The 20,890-nt window shown below is 71.6% G+C and carries 15 protein-coding genes; 13 read left to right on the top strand and 2 right to left on the bottom strand.

From position 1 onward, the window contains the following. Positions 1-151 precede the first annotated feature (151 nt). Positions 152-655, bottom strand: a complete 504-nt coding sequence (locus ACFO60_RS38035) for an Lrp/AsnC family transcriptional regulator (protein WP_380851371.1) — start codon at positions 653-655, stop codon at positions 152-154. Positions 656-872: 217 nt separating this feature from the next. Between ACFO60_RS38035 and ACFO60_RS38030 the strand changes: the two genes are divergently transcribed. From ACFO60_RS38030 to ACFO60_RS38005, 6 genes are all read left to right on the top strand, one after another. Continuing rightward, positions 873-2,306 (top strand): gamma-aminobutyraldehyde dehydrogenase, encoded by a 1,434-nt coding sequence (locus tag ACFO60_RS38030; protein ID WP_380851368.1) that lies wholly within the window; start codon positions 873-875, stop codon positions 2,304-2,306. 64 nt (positions 2,307-2,370) lie between these two features. After that, positions 2,371-3,522: an ABC transporter ATP-binding protein gene (locus ACFO60_RS38025; RefSeq protein WP_380851365.1), complete on the top strand. Its 1,152-nt coding sequence runs from the start codon at positions 2,371-2,373 to the stop codon at positions 3,520-3,522. An 8-nt stretch (positions 3,523-3,530) separates the two neighbouring features. Then, on the top strand, positions 3,531-4,802 hold the full coding sequence (locus tag ACFO60_RS38020; RefSeq protein WP_380851362.1) for an ABC transporter substrate-binding protein: 1,272 nt from the start codon (positions 3,531-3,533) through the stop codon (positions 4,800-4,802). 4 nt (positions 4,803-4,806) lie between these two features. Next, positions 4,807-5,661, top strand: coding sequence for an ABC transporter permease (locus ACFO60_RS38015; protein ID WP_380851359.1), 855 nt, complete (start codon positions 4,807-4,809; stop codon positions 5,659-5,661). Next, complete coding sequence (locus ACFO60_RS38010) at positions 5,658-6,515, top strand: ABC transporter permease (protein ID WP_380851356.1); 858 nt, start codon at positions 5,658-5,660, stop codon at positions 6,513-6,515. The genes ACFO60_RS38015 and ACFO60_RS38010 overlap by 4 nt, the downstream gene beginning before the upstream one ends. A gap of 79 nt (positions 6,516-6,594) precedes the next feature. Next, entirely contained in the window at positions 6,595-7,989 is a 1,395-nt protein-coding gene (locus ACFO60_RS38005) for an NAD(P)/FAD-dependent oxidoreductase (protein ID WP_380851373.1), read from the top strand. Positions 7,990-8,152: 163 nt separating this feature from the next. Here ACFO60_RS38005 and ACFO60_RS38000 read toward each other — a convergent pair whose 3' ends face one another. Beyond that, entirely contained in the window at positions 8,153-10,606 is a 2,454-nt protein-coding gene (locus tag ACFO60_RS38000; protein ID WP_380851353.1) for an N-acetylmuramoyl-L-alanine amidase, read from the bottom strand. A gap of 254 nt (positions 10,607-10,860) precedes the next feature. Between ACFO60_RS38000 and ACFO60_RS37995 the strand changes: the two genes are divergently transcribed. The 7 genes from ACFO60_RS37995 (at position 10,861) to ACFO60_RS37965 (ending at position 20,879) form a co-directional block, all read left to right on the top strand. Then, entirely contained in the window at positions 10,861-13,422 is a 2,562-nt protein-coding gene (locus ACFO60_RS37995; protein ID WP_380851350.1) for a glutamate--cysteine ligase, read from the top strand. Further along, complete coding sequence (locus ACFO60_RS37990) at positions 13,422-15,251, top strand: N-acetylglutaminylglutamine amidotransferase (RefSeq protein WP_380851347.1); 1,830 nt, start codon at positions 13,422-13,424, stop codon at positions 15,249-15,251. Before ACFO60_RS37995 ends, ACFO60_RS37990 begins: the two co-directional genes overlap by 1 nt. Continuing rightward, positions 15,227-16,999, top strand: coding sequence for a S9 family peptidase (locus tag ACFO60_RS37985; RefSeq protein ID WP_380851344.1), 1,773 nt, complete (start codon positions 15,227-15,229; stop codon positions 16,997-16,999). The genes ACFO60_RS37990 and ACFO60_RS37985 overlap by 25 nt, the downstream gene beginning before the upstream one ends. Before the next feature lie 112 nt (positions 17,000-17,111). Then, positions 17,112-18,017: an alpha/beta hydrolase gene (locus ACFO60_RS37980; RefSeq protein ID WP_380851341.1), complete on the top strand. Its 906-nt coding sequence runs from the start codon at positions 17,112-17,114 to the stop codon at positions 18,015-18,017. An 8-nt stretch (positions 18,018-18,025) separates the two neighbouring features. After that, positions 18,026-18,955, top strand: a complete 930-nt coding sequence (locus ACFO60_RS37975; RefSeq protein ID WP_380851338.1) for a ribonuclease Z — start codon at positions 18,026-18,028, stop codon at positions 18,953-18,955. 47 nt (positions 18,956-19,002) lie between these two features. Further along, on the top strand, positions 19,003-19,791 hold the full coding sequence (locus ACFO60_RS37970) for an IclR family transcriptional regulator (RefSeq protein WP_380851335.1): 789 nt from the start codon (positions 19,003-19,005) through the stop codon (positions 19,789-19,791). 74 nt (positions 19,792-19,865) lie between these two features. After that, positions 19,866-20,879, top strand: a complete 1,014-nt coding sequence (locus ACFO60_RS37965) for a zinc-dependent alcohol dehydrogenase (protein WP_380851332.1) — start codon at positions 19,866-19,868, stop codon at positions 20,877-20,879. The last annotated feature ends 11 nt before the right edge of the window (positions 20,880-20,890 follow it).

Below are 20,890 nucleotides of genomic sequence, written 5' to 3'. Positions count from 1 at the left end.
GTGGGGATGAGCGGTGGGGGCGCTCAGGGGTGGGGATGAGCGGTGGGGCGCTCAGGAGAGCCGGGGTCTGGAAGCGGGGTTCGGGGATGAGCGGTGGGGCGCTGAGGAGGGCTGGAGGGCTGGGAGTGGGGGGTTCGGGGGGTGGGAGGGGTCAGCGGGTGCCCCAGGAGTAGGTTTGTTTGCGCAGCTTGAGGTAGACGAAGGTCTCGGTGGCGCGGACGGTGGGGATGGCGCGTATCTTGCCGAGGATCTCCAGAAGGTGGCTGTCGCCCTCGCAGACGACCTCCACCATGATGTCCAGTGAGCCGGCCGTGAGGACGACGTAGTCGATCTCGTCGATGGAGGACAGCTCGTCGGCGACCGTCTCCAGGTCGCCTTCGCACTTGATGCCGATCATGGCCTGGCGGGGGAAGCCCAGGGTGAGGGGGTCGGTGACGGCGACGATCTGCATGACGCCGGCGTCGAGGAGGCGCTGCACGCGCTGGCGCACGGCGGCCTCCGAGAGCCCGACGGCCTTGCCGATGGCGGCGTAGGGCTTGCGCCCGTCGGCCTGCAGCTCCTCGATGATCTGCTTGGAGATCTCGTCCAGCACCACCGGACCCGGTCTGGCGTCCTGATGGTTGTTGTCCCGTCGCGCCTTGGGCGGCGTCGTCATCTCCGCGTCCTTCCTCAGAACCCCGAGCCCGCTACAGCGCGGCGATTACGCAGTCGTTCCCGCCATGTTGCGGTCCTGGTGCGACATGTTGTCAGTTCATCGGGCTCTGTCAAGCGAATTCGTAGCAATTTGATATATTCGCGACGAAATCCCTTGTCGTAGCCCCTGGCCTCTGTCAGAGTCGCGACAACTCAGCCACCTCCAGAGGAGGTCAACGTTGACCAGCCGTCTGCAGAACTTCATCAATGGTGAGCTCGCGGACGCCAAGAGCGGCCAGTTCTCCGACGTGATCGATCCGAGCACCGGGGAGGTCTACCTCCAGGCTCCGGTCTCCGGGCAGGAGGACGTCGACGCGGCCTACGCCGCCGCGCTCGCCGCGTTCGCCTCGTGGGGCATGACGACACCGGGCGAGCGCGCCGGCCACCTGCTGAAGATCGCCGACGCCATCGAGGCGCGGGCCGACGAGCTCGTCGAGGCCGAGTGCCGCAACACGGGCAAGCCGCGTGCGCGCATGGCGGAGGACGAGATCCCGCCCGCGGCCGACCACTTCCGCTTCTTCGCGGGCGCCGCGCGCACGCTGGAGGGCCCGACCTCCGGAGAGTTCCTCGCCGACCACACCTCGGTGATCCGCCACGAGCCGATCGGCGTGGTGGGCCAGGTGACGCCGTGGAACTACCCGCTGATGATGGCGGTCTGGAAGATCGCCCCGGCGCTGGCGGCGGGGAACACGGTGGTGCTCAAGCCGTCCGACACCACCCCGGTGTCCACGGTGAAGCTGGCCGAGATCATCGGCGAGATCCTCCCGCCCGGCGTCTTCAACGTCGTCGTCGGCGACCGCGAGACCGGCGCCAAGGTGGTGGGGCACCCGTCGGCGTCGATGGTGGCGATCACCGGGTCGGTGGGCGCGGGCGTCCAGGTCGCCAAGTCGGCGGCCGACGATCTCAAGCGGGTGCACCTGGAGCTGGGCGGCAAGGCGCCGGTCGTCGTCTTCGACGACGTCAGGGACATCCCCGCCGTGGCCGAGGCGATCGCGGGCGCCGGGCTGTACAACGCCGGGCAGGACTGCACCGCGGCCTGCCGGGTGCTGGTCCACGAGAGCATCCACGAGCCCTTCCTCGCGGCCCTCGCCGAGGCGGCCGCGGCCACCAGGACCGGCGGCCTGGACGTCGAGGACGCCTTCTACGGCCCGCTCAACAACGCCCAGCAGCTCGCCCGGGTGGAGGGGTTCCTGGAGCGCGCGCCCGGTCACGCCAAGGTGGTCACCGGCGGGCGGCGCGTCGGAGAGAAGGGGTACTTCTTCGAGCCGACGGTGGTCGACGGGCTCCAGCAGGACGACGAGATGATCCAGACCGAGGTGTTCGGGCCGGTCATCACCGTGCAGACGTTCAGCGACGAGGCCGAGGCGCTCGCCAAGGCCAACGACGTCAGGTTCGGCCTGTCGGCGTCGGTGTGGACCTCCGACCACGGCCGGGCGATGCGGATGTCGCGGCGGCTGGACTTCGGCGTGGTGTGGGTGAACACCCACATCCCGTTCGTGTCGGAGATGCCGCACGGCGGCTTCAAGCACTCGGGCTACGGCAAGGACCTGTCGGTTTTCGGCCTGCACGACTACACCCGGGTGAAGCACGTCATGCACTACATCGGTGAGTGATCACCGAGCACCACACGCACTACATCGGCGCACGCGGCCGACATAGGTAAGGGATAGGCCTGGAATGACGGAAATCCAGGCGGGCAAGGAGGCGGCCTCCGCGGCCGCCTCCGACATCTCCCAGGTGCCCGCCATCGAGCTCGTCGGGGTCGTCAAGGAATACCAAGCGCACGGTGAGGTCGTTCAGGCCGTCAAAGGGGTCGGCCTGTCGATCGCCGAGGGCGAGTTCTTCTCCATGCTGGGGCCCTCGGGCTGCGGCAAGACGACCACCATGCGCATGATCGCCGGGTTCGAGGACCCCACGCGGGGCGCCGTGCGCCTGCAGGGGCGGGACGTCACCGACGTCCCGCCGAACAAGCGGGACGTGAACATGGTCTTCCAGTCCTACGCGCTGTTCCCGCACATGAACGTGTGGGAGAACGTGGCCTTCGGGCTGCGGCGCAAGCGCGTCGGCGACCAGGAGATCAAGCGGCGGGTCGGCGAGATGCTGGAGATCGTCGATCTCACCGGCCGCGAGAAGCGGCGGCCGCGCGAGATGTCCGGCGGCCAGCAGCAGCGGGTCGCCCTGGCGCGGGCCCTGGTGAACCACCCGCGGGCGCTGCTGCTGGACGAGCCGCTCGGCGCGCTGGACCTCAAGCTGCGCCAGGCGATGCAGATCGAGCTCAAGCGCATCCAGCGGGAGGTCGGCATCACGTTCGTGTACGTCACGCACGACCAGAACGAGGCGCTCACGATGAGCGACCGCATCGCCGTCATGAACGACGGCCTGGTCGAGCAGCTGGCCGGTCCGAGGGAGATCTACGAGCGGCCGGCGACCAAGTTCGTCGCCGGGTTCATCGGCACCTCCAACCTGCTGGCCGGCACGGCCGAGCGGGTCGGCGGCGGCGTGGCGGTGGTGCGCCTGGGGGAGGGCGGCCGCGTGCTGGTGCCGGTCGGCGAGGGGGCCGCGCTGGAGGGCGAGGTCGAGGTGACCGTGCGGCCGGAGAAGATCAGGATCTCGCACGAGGAGCCGGCCGCGGGCCTCAGCGCCGTACGCGGCACCGTGGCCGAGGTGGTCTATCTCGGCACCTACAACAGCTACGCCGTGAGCCTGGCCGGCGGGGCCGAGTTCACGGTCTTCGAGCAGAACGCCAACGACAGCAGCATCACGGCGGAGCGCGGTGACTCCATCTGGTTGTCCTGGCAGCCGCACCACTCGTACGCGATAGGAAGTTGAACCACCTCATGACCCCTCCCCGTGATCTCGCGTTCCTGCGTGGCCTGACCCAGCGTCGCGGTCTGCCCGCGAACAGTGGCGGCGAAGGTGTGACCAGGCGCGACGCGCTGCGCATGGCCGGCCTGTCCGCCGCCGCGCTGAGCCTCGCCGCCTGCGGTGTGCAGGGCAGGAAGGTCGAGCCGCCCAAGCCGAGCGCGGCCGCCGGATACTGGGCCGACAAGACGAAGAACGGCACGCTGCGCTTCGCCAACTGGCCCCTGTACATCGACAAGGACGGCAAGAAGTACCCGACCCTGGAGAGGTTCACCAAGGAGACGGGGATCAAGGTCACCTACCAGGAGGCCATCCAGGACAACTCGACCTGGTTCGGCAAGATCCAGCCGCAGCTCGCCGCGGGCCAGGACATCGGCTACGACCTGATGGTCATGACCAACGGCATCCAGCTGGACCGGGCGATCGCGCTCGGCTACCTGGTGGCGCTCGACCACGAGAAGCTGCCGAACTTCGCGGCCAACGCGGGCGCCAAGTACAAGAGCCCCTCCTACGACCCGAACAACACCTACACGATCCCCTGGCAGTCGGGGCTCACCGGCATCGCCTACAACCCCAAGTACGTGGACGGGGACGTCACGAGCATCGAGGAGCTCTGGAACCCCAAGTACAAGGGCAAGGTCGGCATGCTGGTCGACAGCCAGGAGATCGCGAACTTCGGGCTGTTCTCGCTGGGCGTCGACCCGGACAAGTCGACGCAGGCCGACTGGGAGAAGGCCGGGCAGAAGCTCCAGCAGCAGCGCGACGCCGGGCTCGTCCGCAAGTACTACGAGAACGACTACGTGGACGCGCTCGTCCGCGGCGACATCTGGATCTGCATGGCATGGTCGGGCGACGTGTTCCAGCAGGTCGCCGAGGGCCAGGACCTCAGGTTCGTGATCCCGCAGGAGGGCGGCACGATCTGGACCGACAACATGTGCATCCCGAAGACGGCGCAGAACCCGGTCGACGCCCTGGCCATGATGGACTTCGCCTACAAGCCCGACGTGGCGGCGGCCCTCGCCGAATACATCAACTACATCACCCCCGTGCCCGGCGCCCAGCAGATCGTCAAGGCCGACGCCGGCAAGGCGACCGGGGAGGAGAAGAAGTCGCTGGAGCTGCTCGCCGACAGCCCGCTGATCTTCCCGTCCGAGGCCGACCTGGCCAAGTTGCGCTCCTACAAGACGCTGACGCCGGCCGAGGAGAAGGTCTTCGGGCGCATCTTCCAGCCGATCGCGCAGGGCTAGCGTCATGCGACGCAAGCTCGCTCCCTACCTGCTGGTCCTCCCGGGCGGGCTGTGGCTGGCGTTGTTCCTGGTGGTCCCGCTGGTGTTCATGGCCTCGGTCTCCACCCAGGAGGGCGACGTCGTGTACGGCTTCGTCCAGACCTTCCACTTCGCCAACTACACCGATGCGCTGGTGCAGTACAAGACGCAGTTCCTGCGCTCGGTCGGGTACGGCGTGGCGGGCACGTTGCTGGCGATCGCGCTGGCCTACCCGGTGGCCTACTGGATCGCCTTCAAGGGCGGCGCCCGCAAGTCGACGTACCTGCTGCTGGTCCTGCTGCCGTTCTTCGTGTCCTTCGTGCTGCGCACGGTGTCGTGGAAGTTCCTGCTGGCCGACGACGGCATCCTGCTCCAGCCGCTCAAGGACGTGGGGCTGCTGCCGGCCGACTTCCACATTCTGGCGACGTCGGCCGCGGTCATCGGCGGCCTGACCTACTGCTACATGCCGTTCATGATCCTGCCGATCTACGTGGCGCTGGAGCGGGTCGACCCCCGCGTGGTGGAGGCGGCACACGACCTGTACGCCAGCCCCCGCGAGTCGTTCACCAAGATCGTGCTGCCGCTGTCCCTGCCGGGAGTGTTCGCCGGAGTGCTCATGACCTTCGTCCCGATGACCTCCGACTACGTCAACGCCGCGATCCTCGGCGGCCCGGCCAACACGATGATCGGCAACATCATCCAGACGGAGTACCTGACGAACAACGACTACCCGGTCGGCGCCGCGCTGTCGTTCACGCTGATGGCGGGGATGCTCGTCGGCATCTTCGCCTACGCCCGGGCCCTCGGCACCGAGAACGTCCTCGAGGCGGCGGCGCGATGAGCGGCCAGATCGACACCTCGCCCGCCGCGGCGGCCGAGACCGCCCCGGCGTCGCCGGGCCCGCGCCGCCGCGGGCGCGCCCGGCGGGGCGAGCGCCTGCTGTTCGCCTACACCTGGCTCGTGCTGCTGTGGCTGTTCCTCCCGATCGTCGTGATGATCGTGTTCGGCTTCAACGACATCAAGAGCAAGTCGAACGTGAGCTGGCAGGGCTTCACCCTCAAGTGGTGGGGACGGCTCGGCGACTACCCCGAGCTCACCAGCGCGCTGTGGAACTCGATCACGATCGCGTTGATCGCGACGGCCGTCACCACCGTGCTCGGCACGCTGATGGGCATCGCCCTCGGCCGCTACCGCTTCCGGGGCCAGGGCGGCACCAACCTCCTCATGTTCGCGGCGATCTCCTCGCCCGAGCTGGTCATGGGCACCTCGCTGCTGTCGCTGTTCGTCAGCCTGGGCGTGCGGACCGGCTACTGGACCGTCGTCATCGCGCACGTGCTGTTCTCGGTGTCGTTCGTCGCGGTCACCGTGCGCGCCCGGGTCGTGGGCCTGGACGGCTCGGTGGAGGAGGCCGCGCGCGACCTCGGCGCCTCCACGTGGATCACGTTCTGGCGGGTCACCTTCCCGATGATCCTGCCGGGCGTCGTCTCCGGCGCGCTGCTGGCGTTCGCGCTGTCGATCGACGACTTCGTCATCACGCAGTTCACCAGCGGCACGACCACCACCTTCCCCCTGTGGATCTACGGCGCCGTCCGCATCGGCGTCCCGCCGCAGGTCAACATCCTCGGCACGCTGATCTTCGCGATCGGCGTGGCGATCGCCGTGATCAACACGGTGACCTCCCGGCGTCGCACCTGACGCGGGAGACCATCACCCGGCGGACAGGGCGCGATGCCCCGCCGGAACATACGACGCAGTTCGTGGGGACGTGAAATTCGTGGATCCGCTGAAAGCACTGGCTGACGCGGAGCGTAAGCCGTACTGGTTGGACAGTCCGGACAAACCCGAGCCGCTGCGGCGGCTCTTCGAGGAGACCTCCGCCGACCTGGCCGTGGTCGGCGGCGGCTTCTCCGGCCTGTGGGCGGCCCTCATGGCCAAGGAACGCGACCCCTCGCTCGACGTCGTCCTGCTCGAAGGCAGGCGCGTCGGCTGGGCCGCCTCGGGGCGCAACGGCGGCTTCTGCGTCGCCAGCCTCACCCACGGGCTGTCCAACGGCCTGGCGCGCTGGCCGCACGAGATCTCGACGCTCGTGCGGCTCGGCAGGGAGAACCTGGACGAGATCGAGCGGACCGTCGCCCGCCACGGCATCCGGTGCGCCTTCGAGCGCACCGGCGAACTGCACGTGGCCACCGAGCCGTGGCAGCTCGACGGCATGGCCGAGGACGTCGGCATCGCCCGCGAGCTCGGCATGGACCACCGCCTGCTGGACGAGGGCCAGGTGCGCGCCGAGGTGGCCTCGCCGACCTACGCGGGCGGGCTGTGGGACCGTGACGGCTGCGCGATGCTCGACCCGGCCCGGCTGGCCTGGGGGCTGCGGGAGGCCTGCCTCTCGCTCGGGGTGCGCATTCATGAGCGCAGCCCGGTCCGCGCGCTCAGGGACGACGGGACGGCCATCGAGCTGACCACCCCGCACGGCAAGGTGCGCGCGGCGAAGGTCGCCCTCGGGACGGGGGTGTTCCCGCCGCTGCTCGGCCGGCTGAAGAACTTCGTGGTGCCGGTGTACGACTACGCCCTGATGACCGAGCCGCTGTCGGCCGCGCAGCTGGCCTCCGTCGGATGGCGCAACCGGCAGGGCATCGGCGACGGGGCCAACCAGTTCCACTACTACCGGCTCACCGAGGACGGCCGCGTCCTCTGGGGCGGGTACGACGCCGTGTACTACAACGGCGGCCGGGTCCGGCAGGAGTACGAGCAGCGCGACGCGACCTTCGCCAAGCTGGCAGCGCACTTCTACACGACGTTCCCGCAGCTTTCCGGGGTCCGCTTCACCCACCGCTGGGGCGGGGTGATCGACACCTGCAGCCGGTTCAGCGCGTTCTTCGGCAAGGCGCACCGTGGCCGGCTGGCCTACGCGGTCGGTTACACCGGGCTCGGCGTCGGGGCCACGCGGTTCGGCGCCAACGTGATGCTGGACCTGCTGGAGGGGGAGCCCACCGAGCGCACCGAGCTGCGCATGGTGCGCGAGAAGCCGGTTCCGTTCCCTCCTGAGCCGATCAGGTCGGGCGTCATCCAGCTCACGCGCTGGTCGATCGCCCAGGCCGACGCCCACCAGGGCCGCCGCAACCTGTGGCTGCGCACCCTGGACCGGCTGGGACTCGGCTTCGACTCCTGAGCCGGGGCGCGGTCCGGCGAGGGCGGGGCTCGCGGCAGGGGCCCGGCGGCCGTGGCGTGCAGGGCGAAGCTCGCGCTGTGCGGGGCCGGCGTCAAGGCGTGAACGGGAAAGAGGGCGCCTCCGGTCCGCGGACCGGAGACGCCCTCCTTCGGCTGCTTACAGGTCAGTGCCCGGACGGGCCGACCTTGGCGGTGGGCTTGGACGTCGCGGTGGCGTCGGCGTAGGCGGTCGCCGACACGGTGACGCGCACCGAGATCCGGGCCCCGCGGTCGTGCCCCTTGAGGTGGTAGGTGCGGCCGGTGGCGCCCCTGACGGGGACGCCGTCGCGCAGCCACTGGTAGGCGACCTTGCGGGGGGAGGGCGTCCAGGTGCCGGGGGAGCCGGTCAGCGTGCGGCCGACCTTGGCGACGCCGGTGACGGCCGGCGGCTCGCCTGGCGTGATCGTCCCCGGCGCGACCGCCGCGGTGGGCGCGGAGGTCGCCGACGCCGCGGCGAAGTACGGGTCGGCGACGCTGACGGTGACCGTCACGGTCTTGCCGAGGTCCTGCGGGCGTGGCCGGAACGTCGTGCCGGTCGCGCCGGAGACGGGCGACCCGCCGGCCGACCACTGGTAGGTGAAGCCCGCGACCTGCCGCGACCAGGAGCCGCTGGACGCGGTGAGCTCCCGGCCGACCGCGGGGGTCCCGCTGACGACGGGGGGCGCGGTGCCGGTGACCACGGACCTGCGGGCGTCGTGCAGGCCGACCTCGGCGGCGCGGACGAACACCTGCCGGTGGGCGTACCACAGCTGGTAGTAGCGATCCTGGCCCTTCAGGTCGGTGCGATCGCCGGGCGCGGACCCGTCGAAGGTGGTCGCGCGGTAGTAGTCGGTGACGACGTCGTCGTCGCTGACCGCGTACTCCTGCCCGGCCGGGATCTTGTATTCCAGCGGCGACAGCGCCTGCACCGGGATGCCGGTGCCGGTGTAGGCCGACGCTTCGGGGTAGGCGCGGCCGTAGATGGCGGCCGGTGTCGTCGCCGACGTCGCCGTGACGGTCTTGGCCAGGGCGCGGACCACGACGGGCTTCGCGGCGGGGTTGTGCAGCCAGGTCAGCGAGCCGGCCCACCACACGCCGAGCCAGTCGCCCTGGACCTGGGCCACGACGAGCTTCTGCCCGGAGGTGACGCGCGCGCTGATGTCGCTGGCGTAGGTGGTGCCGTCCACGCCGGTCGGCTTCCAGCCCGGGTCCTTGGCGAGCGGCGCGTCCTGCGAGGGCGCCTGGTGGAGGGGGACGAAGTTGGTGCCCGCGCCGGGGACGCACTCGGGGGAGTTCGGGGAGGCCGCCGCGCACCCGGTGACGGTCTGGGGGTTGCCGGCGTAGCCGGTGCGCACCTCGACGACGTCACCGGCCGCGACGTCCGCCGTGGTCTTCTGCTCGCCGCCGATGGGCGCGCCGAGGAGTTCGAAGTAGTGGTCCCAGTCCCAGTACGGCCCGGGGTCCCAGTGCACGTTCTTGGTGTTGCCGAACAGTGTCCCGGGCACCTGGTCGTGCCCGATGATGTGGGCGCGGTCGAGCGGGATGCCGTACTTGGCGGCGAGATGCCTCACCAGCGCGGCCGAGGTCTGGTACATCGACTCGGTGAACCACGCGGCGGTGCCGGCGAAGCCCTCGTGCTCGATGCCGATCGAGTGCGCGTTCACGTACCAGTTGCCGGCGTGCCAGCCCACGTCCTTGGGGTCGAGGTGCTGGGCGATGTGCCCGTCGGAGGAGCGGATCGTGTAGTTCCACGCCAGGTAGGCAGGGTCCTGGACCAGCCGCACGCTCGGCTCGTAGTAGCCCTCGGTGTCGTGGATGACGATGTACCGGATCTCGGGGCCGCCCGGCCCCGTGCGGTCGGCGATGTCGTGGTTGCCGTAGTCGGTGGTGCCGTCAGGGGCGGTGGCGTCGCCCTTGGCGTACGGCGCCTCGATCCACTCGCAGTCGAGGCCGGACGGGCAGTCGACCTCCGCCGCGGCCTGGCCGGGCACGGCGACGGTGGCGTCGGCGGCCAGGGTGACCCGCTCGCCGTCCTCGGTGAGGCGGCTCTGGCCGTTCTTCAACGTCCGGTACACCTGCGTGACGAAGTCCTTCTTGCCGCCGAGGCGGGCGACCGCGCCGCGCCAGCTCCCCGGCCCGTCGCCGCCCTGGTGGTAGGAGGCGAGCAGGGCCGCGCCGCCGCAGACACCGGCGTTCGGGTCCTGCTTCAGGGCGGCCGGGGAGAGGCCGGTCAGGACGGCCGCGGCGTCGATCTGGCTCACGGGCCGCGCCGCGCGGCCCTTGCCCGCGCCGTCCCGGGCCTCGGGGGCCTCGGCGCCGAGGTCGAACAGCCCGTAGCCGCCGTCGCCGCTGGGGCGGCCCTCGTGGTCGTCCCAGCGGGACTGCATGTAGGACACGGCCTTCAGCAGCGACTCGGGGACGCCGGCCGCCGTGGCCGCCGCCGAGAACGCCGCCTCGCGGGTCGGCGCGGCCAGCGTCGCCGCGCATGAGACGGCCGGAGCGGATGCGGGGCCGGGGGACGCGAGGGCGGCGGGGGCCGCGGGCAAGAGCATTGCCGTGGCCACGCCGGCCACGGCGATGCCGCGTACTGGAGATATCACGGAGGTGACTCCTTTTCGACCGCCTGAGAGTGAGGGCTTTCAGGCCGGAGCCATCACATCTCCGAGACGGCGTCTCGCGCCAGAGCATCGAGTAAAGAAATGGTTAAGATCGAGAGCAAAGTCCTAAACGTCACACTGCGTGAGTGATGCCGCATCTCACCAGCCACGGACTTGCGGTGTGACGTGCATTTTGCTCCGTTATGGGCAGTGTGCCGTCAGGCAACGCCTGCTTAAGGGCTGAAAAGGATGGTGGGATGTCGGGTCTCGGGGAGTCGATCGCCGTAGGTGTCGAAGAGGAATTCCACGTCGTGGACCTCGAGACGCGCCACCTGGTCCCGCGCGCCGAGAGCCTGCTGGAGCGCTTACCGCAGAAACGGTTCACCCATGAGCTCCAGCGCTCGGTGGTGGAGTCCAACAGCCGTCCCTACGTGCGCCTGGAGGACCTCGGCCAGGATCTGACCGCGCTGCGCCGCACGGTGGTCGAGGCCGCCGACGGCCTCGGCCTCGGCATCGTCGCCGCGGGCACGGTGCCGCTGGTCGACCCGGCCGCGCTGAAGATCTCGCCGGACGCGCGGTACGAGAAGATGCTGGAGGACTACCAGCTCCTCACCCGCGAGCAGCTCATCTGCGGCGCCCAGGTGCACGTGGACGTGGCCAACCGCGATCTGGCCGTCGAGGTGGCCCACCGCGTCGCCCGCTGGCTGCCGCCGCTGCTGGCGTTCAGCGCCAGCTCCCCGTACTGGATGGGCGCCGACAGCGGTTACGCGAGCTCCCGCACCCTGGTCTGGCAGCGCTGGCCCACCACCGGGCCGGTGCGCCGGTTCTCCTCCGCCGCCGAGTACGACCAGATGGTCGCCGACCTGGTGCGGTCCGGGGTGATCACCGATCCCGGGATGATCTACTTCGACGTCCGCCCCTCGGCGCACCTGCCGACGGTCGAGATGCGCATGTGCGACGCCTGCCCCCGGGTGGAGGACGTCGTGCTCATGGCGGGCGTCTTCCGCGCGGTGGTGATGCGCGAGCTGCAGGCCATCGAGGACGACGGGCCCGTCCAGCAGGAGGTGCCCATGGAGATGGTGCGGGCCGCCACCTGGCGGTCCGCGCGCTCGGGCCTGGAAGGCGCCCTCGTCGACCCCTCGGACGGCACGGCGAGGCCCGCCGCCGAGGTGATCAGGCGGATGCTCGACGGCCTGCGGCCCCAGCTGGAGGCCACCGGCGACTGGGAGTCGGTCACCACGCTGGCCGAGTACGCCCTCGGACGGGGAAGCTCGGCCGAGCGCCAGCGGCAGATCATCGCGCACGGCGGCACCTTCGCCGACGTGGTGGACCGGCTGGTCGCCGTGACGCGGTCCGACGGCTGGCAGGCCGAGTTCGGCGGCCCCATCCCGCGCCTGACCACCGAACTGCTCGGTGACTACCAGGCGGTGCAGGACGAGGCCGTGATCGCGGGCATCGTGCGCGAGCCGTACCAGCCGATCCTCCAGGTGCTGGACAAGCTCGGCTCCGCCGAGCTGTGCAGACGGGAGGGCGTGCGCGACGCCTACATGAAGCAGATCGGCATGAACTTCCGCGTCGAGAGCGAAGAAGAGCGGCAGGAACGCACGCTCGACCGCGACGGCGTGGCCTCAGGCCGGAAGATGCCCCTTGACCTGACGCCCCGGCTGATCGCGGGAGACGACTGGGCCAAGATCAGCGAGGGCATGCCCCAGCGGGTGCGCGCCCTGGAGGCGTTCCTGCACGACGTGTACGGCCGGCGCGAGGTGATCAAGGACCAGGTGATCCCGGCCTGGATCGTGGACGAGGCCCCCGGCTACCGCGCCGCGGGCTGGCGGGTGCACAGCGCCGCTACCAGGTGCTCGGTCGCCGGCCTCGACGTCGCCCGCGACGGGGCGGGGCGCTGGGTCGTCCTGGAGGACAACCTCAGGGTGCCCTCCGGCATCGGCTACGCGGTGGGCAACCGCCGCACGGCGGTCCAGGCCCTGCCCGAACTCGACCGCGCCGGCGTCCTCGACCCCGAAGGCGCCGCGGGGCTGCTGCGCGAGGCGCTGCTCGCGGCGTCCCCGTCGGCCGACCCCGTCATCGGCGTGGTGACCTCGGGGCCGAGCGACCCGGCCTACTACGAGCACCGCACCCTCGCCGAGGAGATGGACGTCGTCCTGGTGGAACCGGGCGACCTGGCGGTGCGCGACGGCGTCGTGTACGCCGCCGGGCGGCGGGTGGACGTGCTGTACCGCAGGATCGACGAGGACGACCTGCTGGGTGGCCCGCTCGGCGCCGCACTGCTCGACGCCACCGAGAGCGGCGCGCTGACCCTGGCCAACGCGCCGGGCAACGGCGTCGCCGACGACAAGAGCCTCTACCGCTACGTGCCCCGGCTGATCGACTACTACCTGGGAGAACGCCCGTTGCTCGCCAACGTCCCCACCTACCTCTGCCGTGAGCCCGAGGACCGCGGGCAGGTGCTCGACCGCCTGTCCGAGCTGGTGGTCAAGCCGGTGGACGGCTACGGCGGCCAAGGCGTGATCATCGGTGCGCACGCCTCCGCGCGCGAACTGGACGAGGTGCGCGAGCGCATCCTCGCCGAGCCCGAGCGGTGGGTCGCCCAGGAGACGATCGCCCTGTCCACCCACCCCACCTTCGACGGCGAGCGGATGCGCCCGCACGCGGTCGACCTGCGCGGGTTCGTGTTCCTGGGCGAGCGGCCGGTCGTCCCGCAGGCCGCGCTGACCCGTGTCGCCCCGCCCGGCAGCATGATCGTCAACTCCTCGCAGGGCGGCGGCGCCAAGGACACGTGGCTGATGCGGGAGTCCCTCTGATGTGCGGACTCAGCGGAGAGATCAGGTTCGACGGCCGCCCGGCCGACGTCGGCGCCGTAGAGCGCATGACGGCGGCCATGGCCGCCCGGGGGCCCGACGGCACCGGCATGTGGTCCCTCGGCCCGGTCGCCCTCGGGCACCGGCGGCTGAGGATCATCGACCTGTCCGACCGGGGCGCGCAGCCCATGGTGGACGCCGAGGCCGGCCTGTCGGGAGTGTTCAACGGCTGCCTGTACAACTACCGCGAGCTGCGCGAGGTGCTGCTGGCGGAGGGCTACCGGTTCTTCTCCACCTCCGACACCGAGGTGCTGCTGAAGGCCTACCGCCACTGGGGCCCGCGCTGCGTGGACCGCTTCAAGGGCATGTTCGCCTTCGCCGTCGCCGAGCGGGACACCGGCCGGCTCGTGCTCGGCCGCGACCGGCTCGGCATCAAACCGCTCTACATCACCCGGGACGCCGCCCGCCTCCGCTTCGCCTCCACCCTGCCGGCGCTGCTCGCCGGCGGAGGCGTGCCCACCGACATCGACCGGGTCGCGCTGCACCACTACATGACCTTCCACTCGGTGGTGCCCTCACCCCGCACCATCCTGACCGGCGTGGAGAAGCTGCCGCCCGCCACGCTGCGCACCATCGAGCCCGACGGCGCCACCAGCGACGACCACTACTGGACCCCCGCCTTCAGCCGTCCGTCGGGCGGCGTCCCCGGCAGCGGCGAGGTGCAGCTCGACGTGCTGCAGGCCGGCCGGGACGAGATGGGCCCGGACGAGTGGCGCGAGGCCGTGCTTTCGGCCCTGCGCGTCGCCGTGCGCCGGCGCATGGTCGCCGACGTGCCGGTCGGCGTGCTGCTGTCGGGCGGCCTGGACTCCAGCCTGATCGTCGCCCTGCTCGCCGAGGAGGGCCAGCGGGGCCTGGCCACCTTCAGCGTCGGCTTCCACGCCGCCGGCGGCGAGTCGGGGGACGAGTTCGCCTACTCCGACCTGATCGCCCGGCGGTTCGGCACCGACCATCACCGCATCATGGTCGACGACCTGCGCCTGCTGCCGTCCCTGGAACAGGCCGTGGCGGCGATGAGCGAGCCGATGGTCAGCCACGACTGCGTCGCCTTCCACCTGCTCTCGCAGGAGGTGTCCAAGCACGTCAAGGTGGTGCAGTCCGGGCAGGGCGCCGACGAGGTGTTCGCCGGTTACGACTGGTACCCGCCTCTGGAGAACGTGGCACGCGACGCGGCCGCCGACGCGTACGCCAAGGTCTTCTTCGACCGCCCGCACCAGGACCTGGCCGAGATCCTCCAGCCGGACCACCTGATCGCGGAGGACGTCAGCGCGGCCTTCGTCCGCGACCACCTGGCCATGCCCGGCGCCGACACCGCGCTGGACGCCGTGCTCCGGCTGGACACCGGCGTCATGCTGGCCGAAGACCCGGTCAAGCGGGTCGACAACATGACGATGGCCTACGGGCTGGAGGCCCGCACGCCGTTCCTGGACCACGATCTGGTCGAGCTGGCCGCCACCTGCCCGCCCGAGCTCAAACTGGCCCACGGGGGAAAGGGAGTGCTCAAGGCGGCCGCCCGGGGACTGGTCCCGGACGAGGTCATCGACCGGCCCAAGGGCTACTTCCCCGTCCCGGCCATCCGCCACATCCACGGGCCGTTCCTCGGCCTGGTCCGTGACGCCCTGACCGGGGAGGCCGCCCGTTCGCGCGGCCTGTTCCGGCCCGCCATGGTGGACAAACTGCTCGCCGCGCCCGACGAACACAGAACCACCCTGGGAGCCAACGCTTTGTGGCAACTTGGACTCCTGGAGTTGTGGCTGCAAGCACAAGGAGTCTGACCGTCGACATCTCATGGACCTGCCGGTCCCCCGCGTTGTCGCCCGACAAGAAGGCCGTCGCGTTCGTCAGCGACCGCGACGGCTCGCCGCGCGTCTGGGTCCAGCCGCTGACCCGGCAAGGCGCGCGGCGCGCGCGCGTGGTCGACACCGGCCCCGAACCGGTCGGCGACGTGCTGTGGTCGCCCGACGGCGAGTGGCTGGCCGTCACCGTGTCGCCCGGCGGAGGAGAGCACACCCAAGTGTGGGCGCTGCGACCGGACGGCACCGACCGCCGCCTGCTCGCCGGCCCCACCGAAACCCCGGCCAGGGGCTCGGCGGTGTTCGTCCGGTGGACAGGGCAGGGCTCGACGCTGCTGGTCGCCGAGCTGTCGGCGTCCGGGGCGACCGAGGCCGTGCTCATCGACGCCTGCCTCGGCCACCGCGACACCATCGCCGCCGGGCCGCTGATGTGGCCGAGCGCGGTGAGCCGCGACCACAGCCGCGCCCTGCTGCGCCACGGACCGCGGGGCATGCGCGAGATGTCGGTGGCCGACCTGCCCTTCGGCGAAGAGCGGCCGCTGCTGCCTCCGACGACCGACCTCGGCTCGCTGTCGCCGGACGGCGAGGTCGCCTACATCCGCTCCAACGCCGGCCGCGACCGCAGCGCGCTGATCGCCATGCCGGTGGGCGGCGCCCCGCAGGTCGTCGCCGAGCGCCCCGACGCCGAGCTCGACCGGTTCTCGGTCAGCATGGACGGCACGGTCGCCCTGCTGGTCTGGAACGTCGCCGGGCGCTGCGAGCTGGAGGTCGCCGACCTGATCGAGGGCGGCACCCGGCCGCTCCCGCCGCCGCCGGTGGACGTGATCAGCTCCGCGCGGCTGTCGCTGGACGGCGCGCTGGCCGTCTTGGCGGGGGAGTCGCCCGACACGCCCTCCCACGTGCTTCTGTGCGAGCTGGCGACCGGCGAGTACTACCGGGTGGCCGGGGACGACCCGCTGCCCCACCAGATCCACGCCGAGCTGGTCCGCTTCCCCGCCAGGGACGGCCTTGAGCTCACCGGCTGGCTGTACCGCGCCGGCCCCGGCGCCGGGCCGTGCGCGATCTACCTGCACGGCGGGCCCGAGAGCCAGGAGCGGCCGACGTTCAACCCGCTGTTCCAGCGGCTGCTGGCCGCGGGCGTCAGCGTGCTCGCGCCCAACGTGCGCGGCTCGTCGGGCTTCGGCCGCGCCTTCCAGGACGCCGACAACCACGCGCTGCGCTTCCACGCCATCGACGACGTCGCCGACTGCGTCGGGTACGTCGTCGGCGCAGGGGTCGCCGACCCGGCCAGGGTGGCCTGCATGGGCCGCTCCTACGGCGGCTATCTCACCCTGGCCGCGCTGGTGACCTACCCCGAGCTGTTCCGCGCCGGGGTCGACGTGTGCGGCATGGCCGACTTCGCCACCTTCTACGCCCGCACCGAGCCGTGGATCGCCGCGGCCGCCGTCTCCGAGTACGGCGATCCGGTGGCCGACCACGAGCTGCTGTGGGCGCTGTCGCCCCTCCACTCCTTCGACCGGCTGACCGCGCCGCTGCTGGTCGTCCACGGCGCCCAGGACACCAACGTCCCGGTCTACGAGGCCGAACAGGTCGTCGCCGCCGCGACGGCCCGCGGCGTCCCGTGCCGCTACCTGCTGTTCGACGACGAGGGGCACGAGACCCTCCGCAAGGCCAACAAGATCACTTTTATGGAGGCGGTGGCCGACTGGTTCGAGCGCTGGATGGAATGACCGCGGCGGTCGCCGGCCGCGGTGAAGGCGGTGGCCGACCGGTTCGGCCGCCGGCTGGAGTAGGCGGGAGGTCACCGGCCGGAGGTGCCGGGAGGTCACGCGGGGCTGCGCGATGCGGTTGACTTACGACATGGCCGATCACGTCCTGTTCGGCGCCGACGGCGTCACGCTCGCAGGCGACCTGCGCGTCCCGCCCGGTGACGGGCCCCATCCCGCGCTGGTGCTCACCGGCCCGTTCACCGGCGTGAAAGAGCAGGTGACCGGCCTGTACGCGTCGAGGCTCGCCGACGCCGGCTACGTCACGCTGGCCTTTGACCACCGCAACTTCGGCGCCTCCGAGGGCCTGCCCCGGCGGCACGAGGACCCGCAGGGCAAGCTGCGCGACCTGCGCGCCGCGGTCTCCTTCCTGCGCGGCCTGCCCCGCGTCGACGGCGAGCGGGTCGGCGTCGTGGGCGTCTGCCTCGGCGCCGGCTACGCCCTGCGCTTCGCGGCGTTCGACCCCAGGGTGAAGGTCTTCGTCGGCGTCGCCGGCGCCTACAACGACCCCTACGCCATGCGGTCGGGCATGTCCGAGCAGGGATACCAGCAGGCGCTGGCGTCCTTCACCGAGGTGCTCGAACGGCAGGACCAGGGGGGCGAGGTCGAGTACCTCCCGGCGGTGGCCGAGTCCGGCGAGGCGGCCATGCCGGGAGACGAGCCGTTCGCCTATTACGGCACTGAGCGGTCGGCGGCGCCCTCATGGGTGAACGAGGTGACCCGGGCGTCGATCCGCGAGCTGATCACCGTGGACAACATGATGGGCGCCGACTTCCTGTCGCCCAAGCCCGGCCTGATCGTGCACGGCGTCGTCGACCGCTTCTGCTCTCCCGAGGGCGCCGAGGAGGCCTACAAGCGCATGGGCGAGCCCAAGAAGATCGTCTGGCTGGACGCCAAGCGGCACATCGACCTGTACGACACCGAGCCTTACGTCTCGCGGGCCGTCGCCGAGACGGCCCGCTTCCTCGCCGAGCACCTGTAGGCCCGCAGGTGTCTTCGCGCGAGCTCGTCGTGCTCGGCACGGGCAGCCAGACGCCCACCCGGCGCCGCAACCACAACGGCTATCTGCTGCGCTGGGACGGCATGGGGCTGCTGTTCGACCCGGGCGAGGGCACCCAGCGGCAGATGATCATGGCCGGGGTCGCCGCGACCGACGTCAACCGCATCCTGATCAGCCACTTCCACGGCGACCACTGCCTCGGGGTGCCCGGGGTGATCCAGCGCATCTCCCTGGACCGCGTGCCCCACCCGGTGTACGCCCACTTCCCCGCGGCGGGCGCCGAGTACTTCGCCCGGCTGCGCCACGCGAGCTCCTACCACGAGACGGCCACCGTGATCGCCCAGCCGGTCGAGGCGCCCGGCGTGATCGCGGAAGGCCCGTTCGGCCGCATCGAGGCCCGTCCCCTCGACCACCAGGTGCCCGCCTTCGGATACCGCCTGATCGAGCCGGACGGGCGCCGGATGCTGCCCGAACGGCTGCGCGAGCGCGGCGTCGCCGGGCCGCGCGTGGGCGCGTTGCAGCGCGAGGGCGCCGTCCGCGCCGGCGGGCGCACGGTCACGCTCCAGGAGGTCAGCGCGCCGCGCCGGGGGCAGCGGTTCGCCTTCGTCATGGACACCCGGCTCTGCGACGAGGTGTTCGCCCTGGCCGAGGACGCCGACCTGCTGGTGATCGAGTCGACGTTCCTGGACGAGGACGCCCGGCTGGCGCGCGACTTCGGCCACCTGACGGCGGGGGAGGCCGGCCGCGTGGCCCGCGAGTGCGGGGTGCGGCGCCTGGTGCTCACCCACTTCTCCCAGCGCTACAGCGACCCCGCGCGCTTCGGGGAGCAGGCCGCCCGCCACTTCTCCGGCGAGATCGTCGTCGCCGAGGACCTCATCCGCGTCGCCGTCCCGCCCCGCCGTCGCGGCCGGGACCACTGAGACCCGAGTAATTCCAGATGTTGAAATGCTGGTCTACCATATGGAACGTGGCCAATGACAGCGGCACCGCGAACGAGGACGCGCACCGTCTCGTCGGCGCCGAACGCGTGCTCGCGATCCTCGCCGAGCTGGCGCGTCACCCCGGCGGCGTCACGCTGGAGGAGATGGCGCGCGCGGCGGCGAGCCCCAAACCGACGGTGCACCGCGCGCTGGCCTCGCTGTCGCGGTTCGGCTTCGCCGCCAAGAACAGCCGCGGGCACTACGTGCTGGGCGACGAGTTCCTGCGCCTGGCCTTCGCCCACCACGAGGCCCGTCCCGACCACGTGCGCGTCGGGCCGCTGCTGCACTCCCTGGCCGAGCGCTACGGCGAGACGGCCCACTACGCGATCCTGGACGGCGCCGAGGTCGTCTACCGGTCCAAGGCCGACCCGCCGTTCGGCGCGGTCAAGCTGACCTCCACGGTCGGCGGGCGCAACCCGGCGCACTGCACCGCCGTCGGCAAGATGCTGCTCGCCCACGCGCTGCCCGACGACGCCGCCGTCGCCGCCTGGGCCGACGGGCGCACCATGGAGCGCCGCACCGCCAACACCCTGACGACCGCGCGGGCCCTCGCCGCCGAACTGCGCGCCACCCGCGAGCGGGGGTACGCGGCCGACGACCAGGAGAACGAGGCCGGCATCGTCTGCGTCGCCGTCCCGGCCTACCTCACCTCGCCGACCGTGCCGAGCGGAGCGGTCAGCGTCTCGGCCCCGGCCTACCGCACCCCGCTCGACCGCCTCGTCAGGCAGGTGCCGGCCATCCGAGCCGTGGTCGCCGTGCGCGAGGCCGCGCGATGAGCGCGGGTCGTCCCCACGCGGGTCGTCTCCGCATGGGCGGCCGATGCCGGCGCTTCGCGGCGGTCAGGTAGAGCATGCGCGCGTTCGTCATCACCGGGAGAGGCGAGGCCGCCGTGCGCGACGTCGCGCCGCCAGAACCACGCCCCGGTGAGGTGGTCGTCGAGGTCGAGCGGGCCGGAGTGTGCGGCACCGACGTCGAGTTCTACACCGGTCACATGTCCTACCTGCACACCGGCCAGGCCGCCTATCCGGTCCGCATCGGCCACGAATGGTCGGGGGTCGTGCGCGCCCTCGGCGACGGGGTCGAGTCGTCCTGGCTGGGCCGCCGGGTCACCGGCGAGACCATGCTCGGCTGCGGCCGCTGCGAGCGCTGCGCGAGCGGGCGCCGCCACGTGTGCGCCGACCGGTACGAGGTCGGCATCCGCAACGGGTGGCCCGGCGCCCTCGCCGAGAGGCTGCCCGTCCCTGTGACCGCGCTGCACCCCCTGCCCGGCGGCATGGACCCCGCGCTCGGCGCGCTCGCCGAGCCCGGCGGAAACGCGCTGCGCGCCGTGCGGGGCGCGGCCCTGTCGCGGGGAGAGCGGCTGCTGGTCATGGGCCCCGGCACGATCGGGCTGCTGGCCGCCCAGATCGCCGAGGCACAAGGCGCCGAAGTGCACCTCCTCGGCCTCACCGGCCCGTCCCTGGACTTCGCCCGCTCGCTCGGGTTCGCGAACGCGTGGACGCGGGAGACGCTGCCGGGCCTGCGCTACGACGCCGTCATCGACGCCTCCAACGCCCCCGCCCTGCCCGCGCTCGCCGTGAAGCTCGTCGAACCGGGGCGGCGGGTGGTGTTCATCGGCCTGTCGAGCGAGCCGAGCCTGGTCGACAGCAGGGCCGTGGCGCTGAAGGACGTGACGGTCGTCGGCGTGCTCAGCGCCTTCGGCGGCATGGCCGAGGCCATCGGGCTGTACGCCTCGGGCGTGGTCGACCCGCGCCCGCTGGTGGCCGCGACGGTGACCCTGCGGGAGGTGGGCGGCGTGCTGGCCGGACGCCGCCCGCCCGAGTGGGGCCACGCTCCCAAGATCCACGTGGATCCGCGACGGTAGATCCACGTGGA

This window comes from Sphaerisporangium dianthi, from assembly GCF_042654065.1.
Lineage (GTDB): Bacteria > Actinomycetota > Actinomycetes > Streptosporangiales > Streptosporangiaceae > Sphaerisporangium > Sphaerisporangium dianthi.
The sequence above is the reverse complement of the archived record's forward strand: the minus strand, read 5'-3'. Positions and strand labels throughout refer to the sequence as shown.

Bases quoted from the DNA above. Each gene is read 5' to 3' on its own strand.
- ACFO60_RS38035 (WP_380851371.1), bottom strand. From the start codon at position 655: ATGACGACGCCGCCCAAGGCGCGACGGGACAACAACCATCAGGACGCC.
- ACFO60_RS38025 (WP_380851365.1), top strand. From the start codon at position 2,371: ATGACGGAAATCCAGGCGGGCAAGGAGGCGGCCTCCGCGGCCGCCTCC.
- ACFO60_RS38020 (WP_380851362.1), top strand. From the start codon at position 3,531: ATGACCCCTCCCCGTGATCTCGCGTTCCTGCGTGGCCTGACCCAGCGT.
- ACFO60_RS38015 (WP_380851359.1), top strand. From the start codon at position 4,807: ATGCGACGCAAGCTCGCTCCCTACCTGCTGGTCCTCCCGGGCGGGCTG.
- ACFO60_RS38010 (WP_380851356.1), top strand. From the start codon at position 5,658: ATGAGCGGCCAGATCGACACCTCGCCCGCCGCGGCGGCCGAGACCGCC.
- ACFO60_RS37995 (WP_380851350.1), top strand. From the start codon at position 10,861: ATGTCGGGTCTCGGGGAGTCGATCGCCGTAGGTGTCGAAGAGGAATTC.
- ACFO60_RS37990 (WP_380851347.1), top strand. From the start codon at position 13,422: ATGTGCGGACTCAGCGGAGAGATCAGGTTCGACGGCCGCCCGGCCGAC.
- ACFO60_RS37980 (WP_380851341.1), top strand. From the start codon at position 17,112: ATGCGGTTGACTTACGACATGGCCGATCACGTCCTGTTCGGCGCCGAC.
- ACFO60_RS37965 (WP_380851332.1), top strand. From the start codon at position 19,866: ATGCGCGCGTTCGTCATCACCGGGAGAGGCGAGGCCGCCGTGCGCGAC.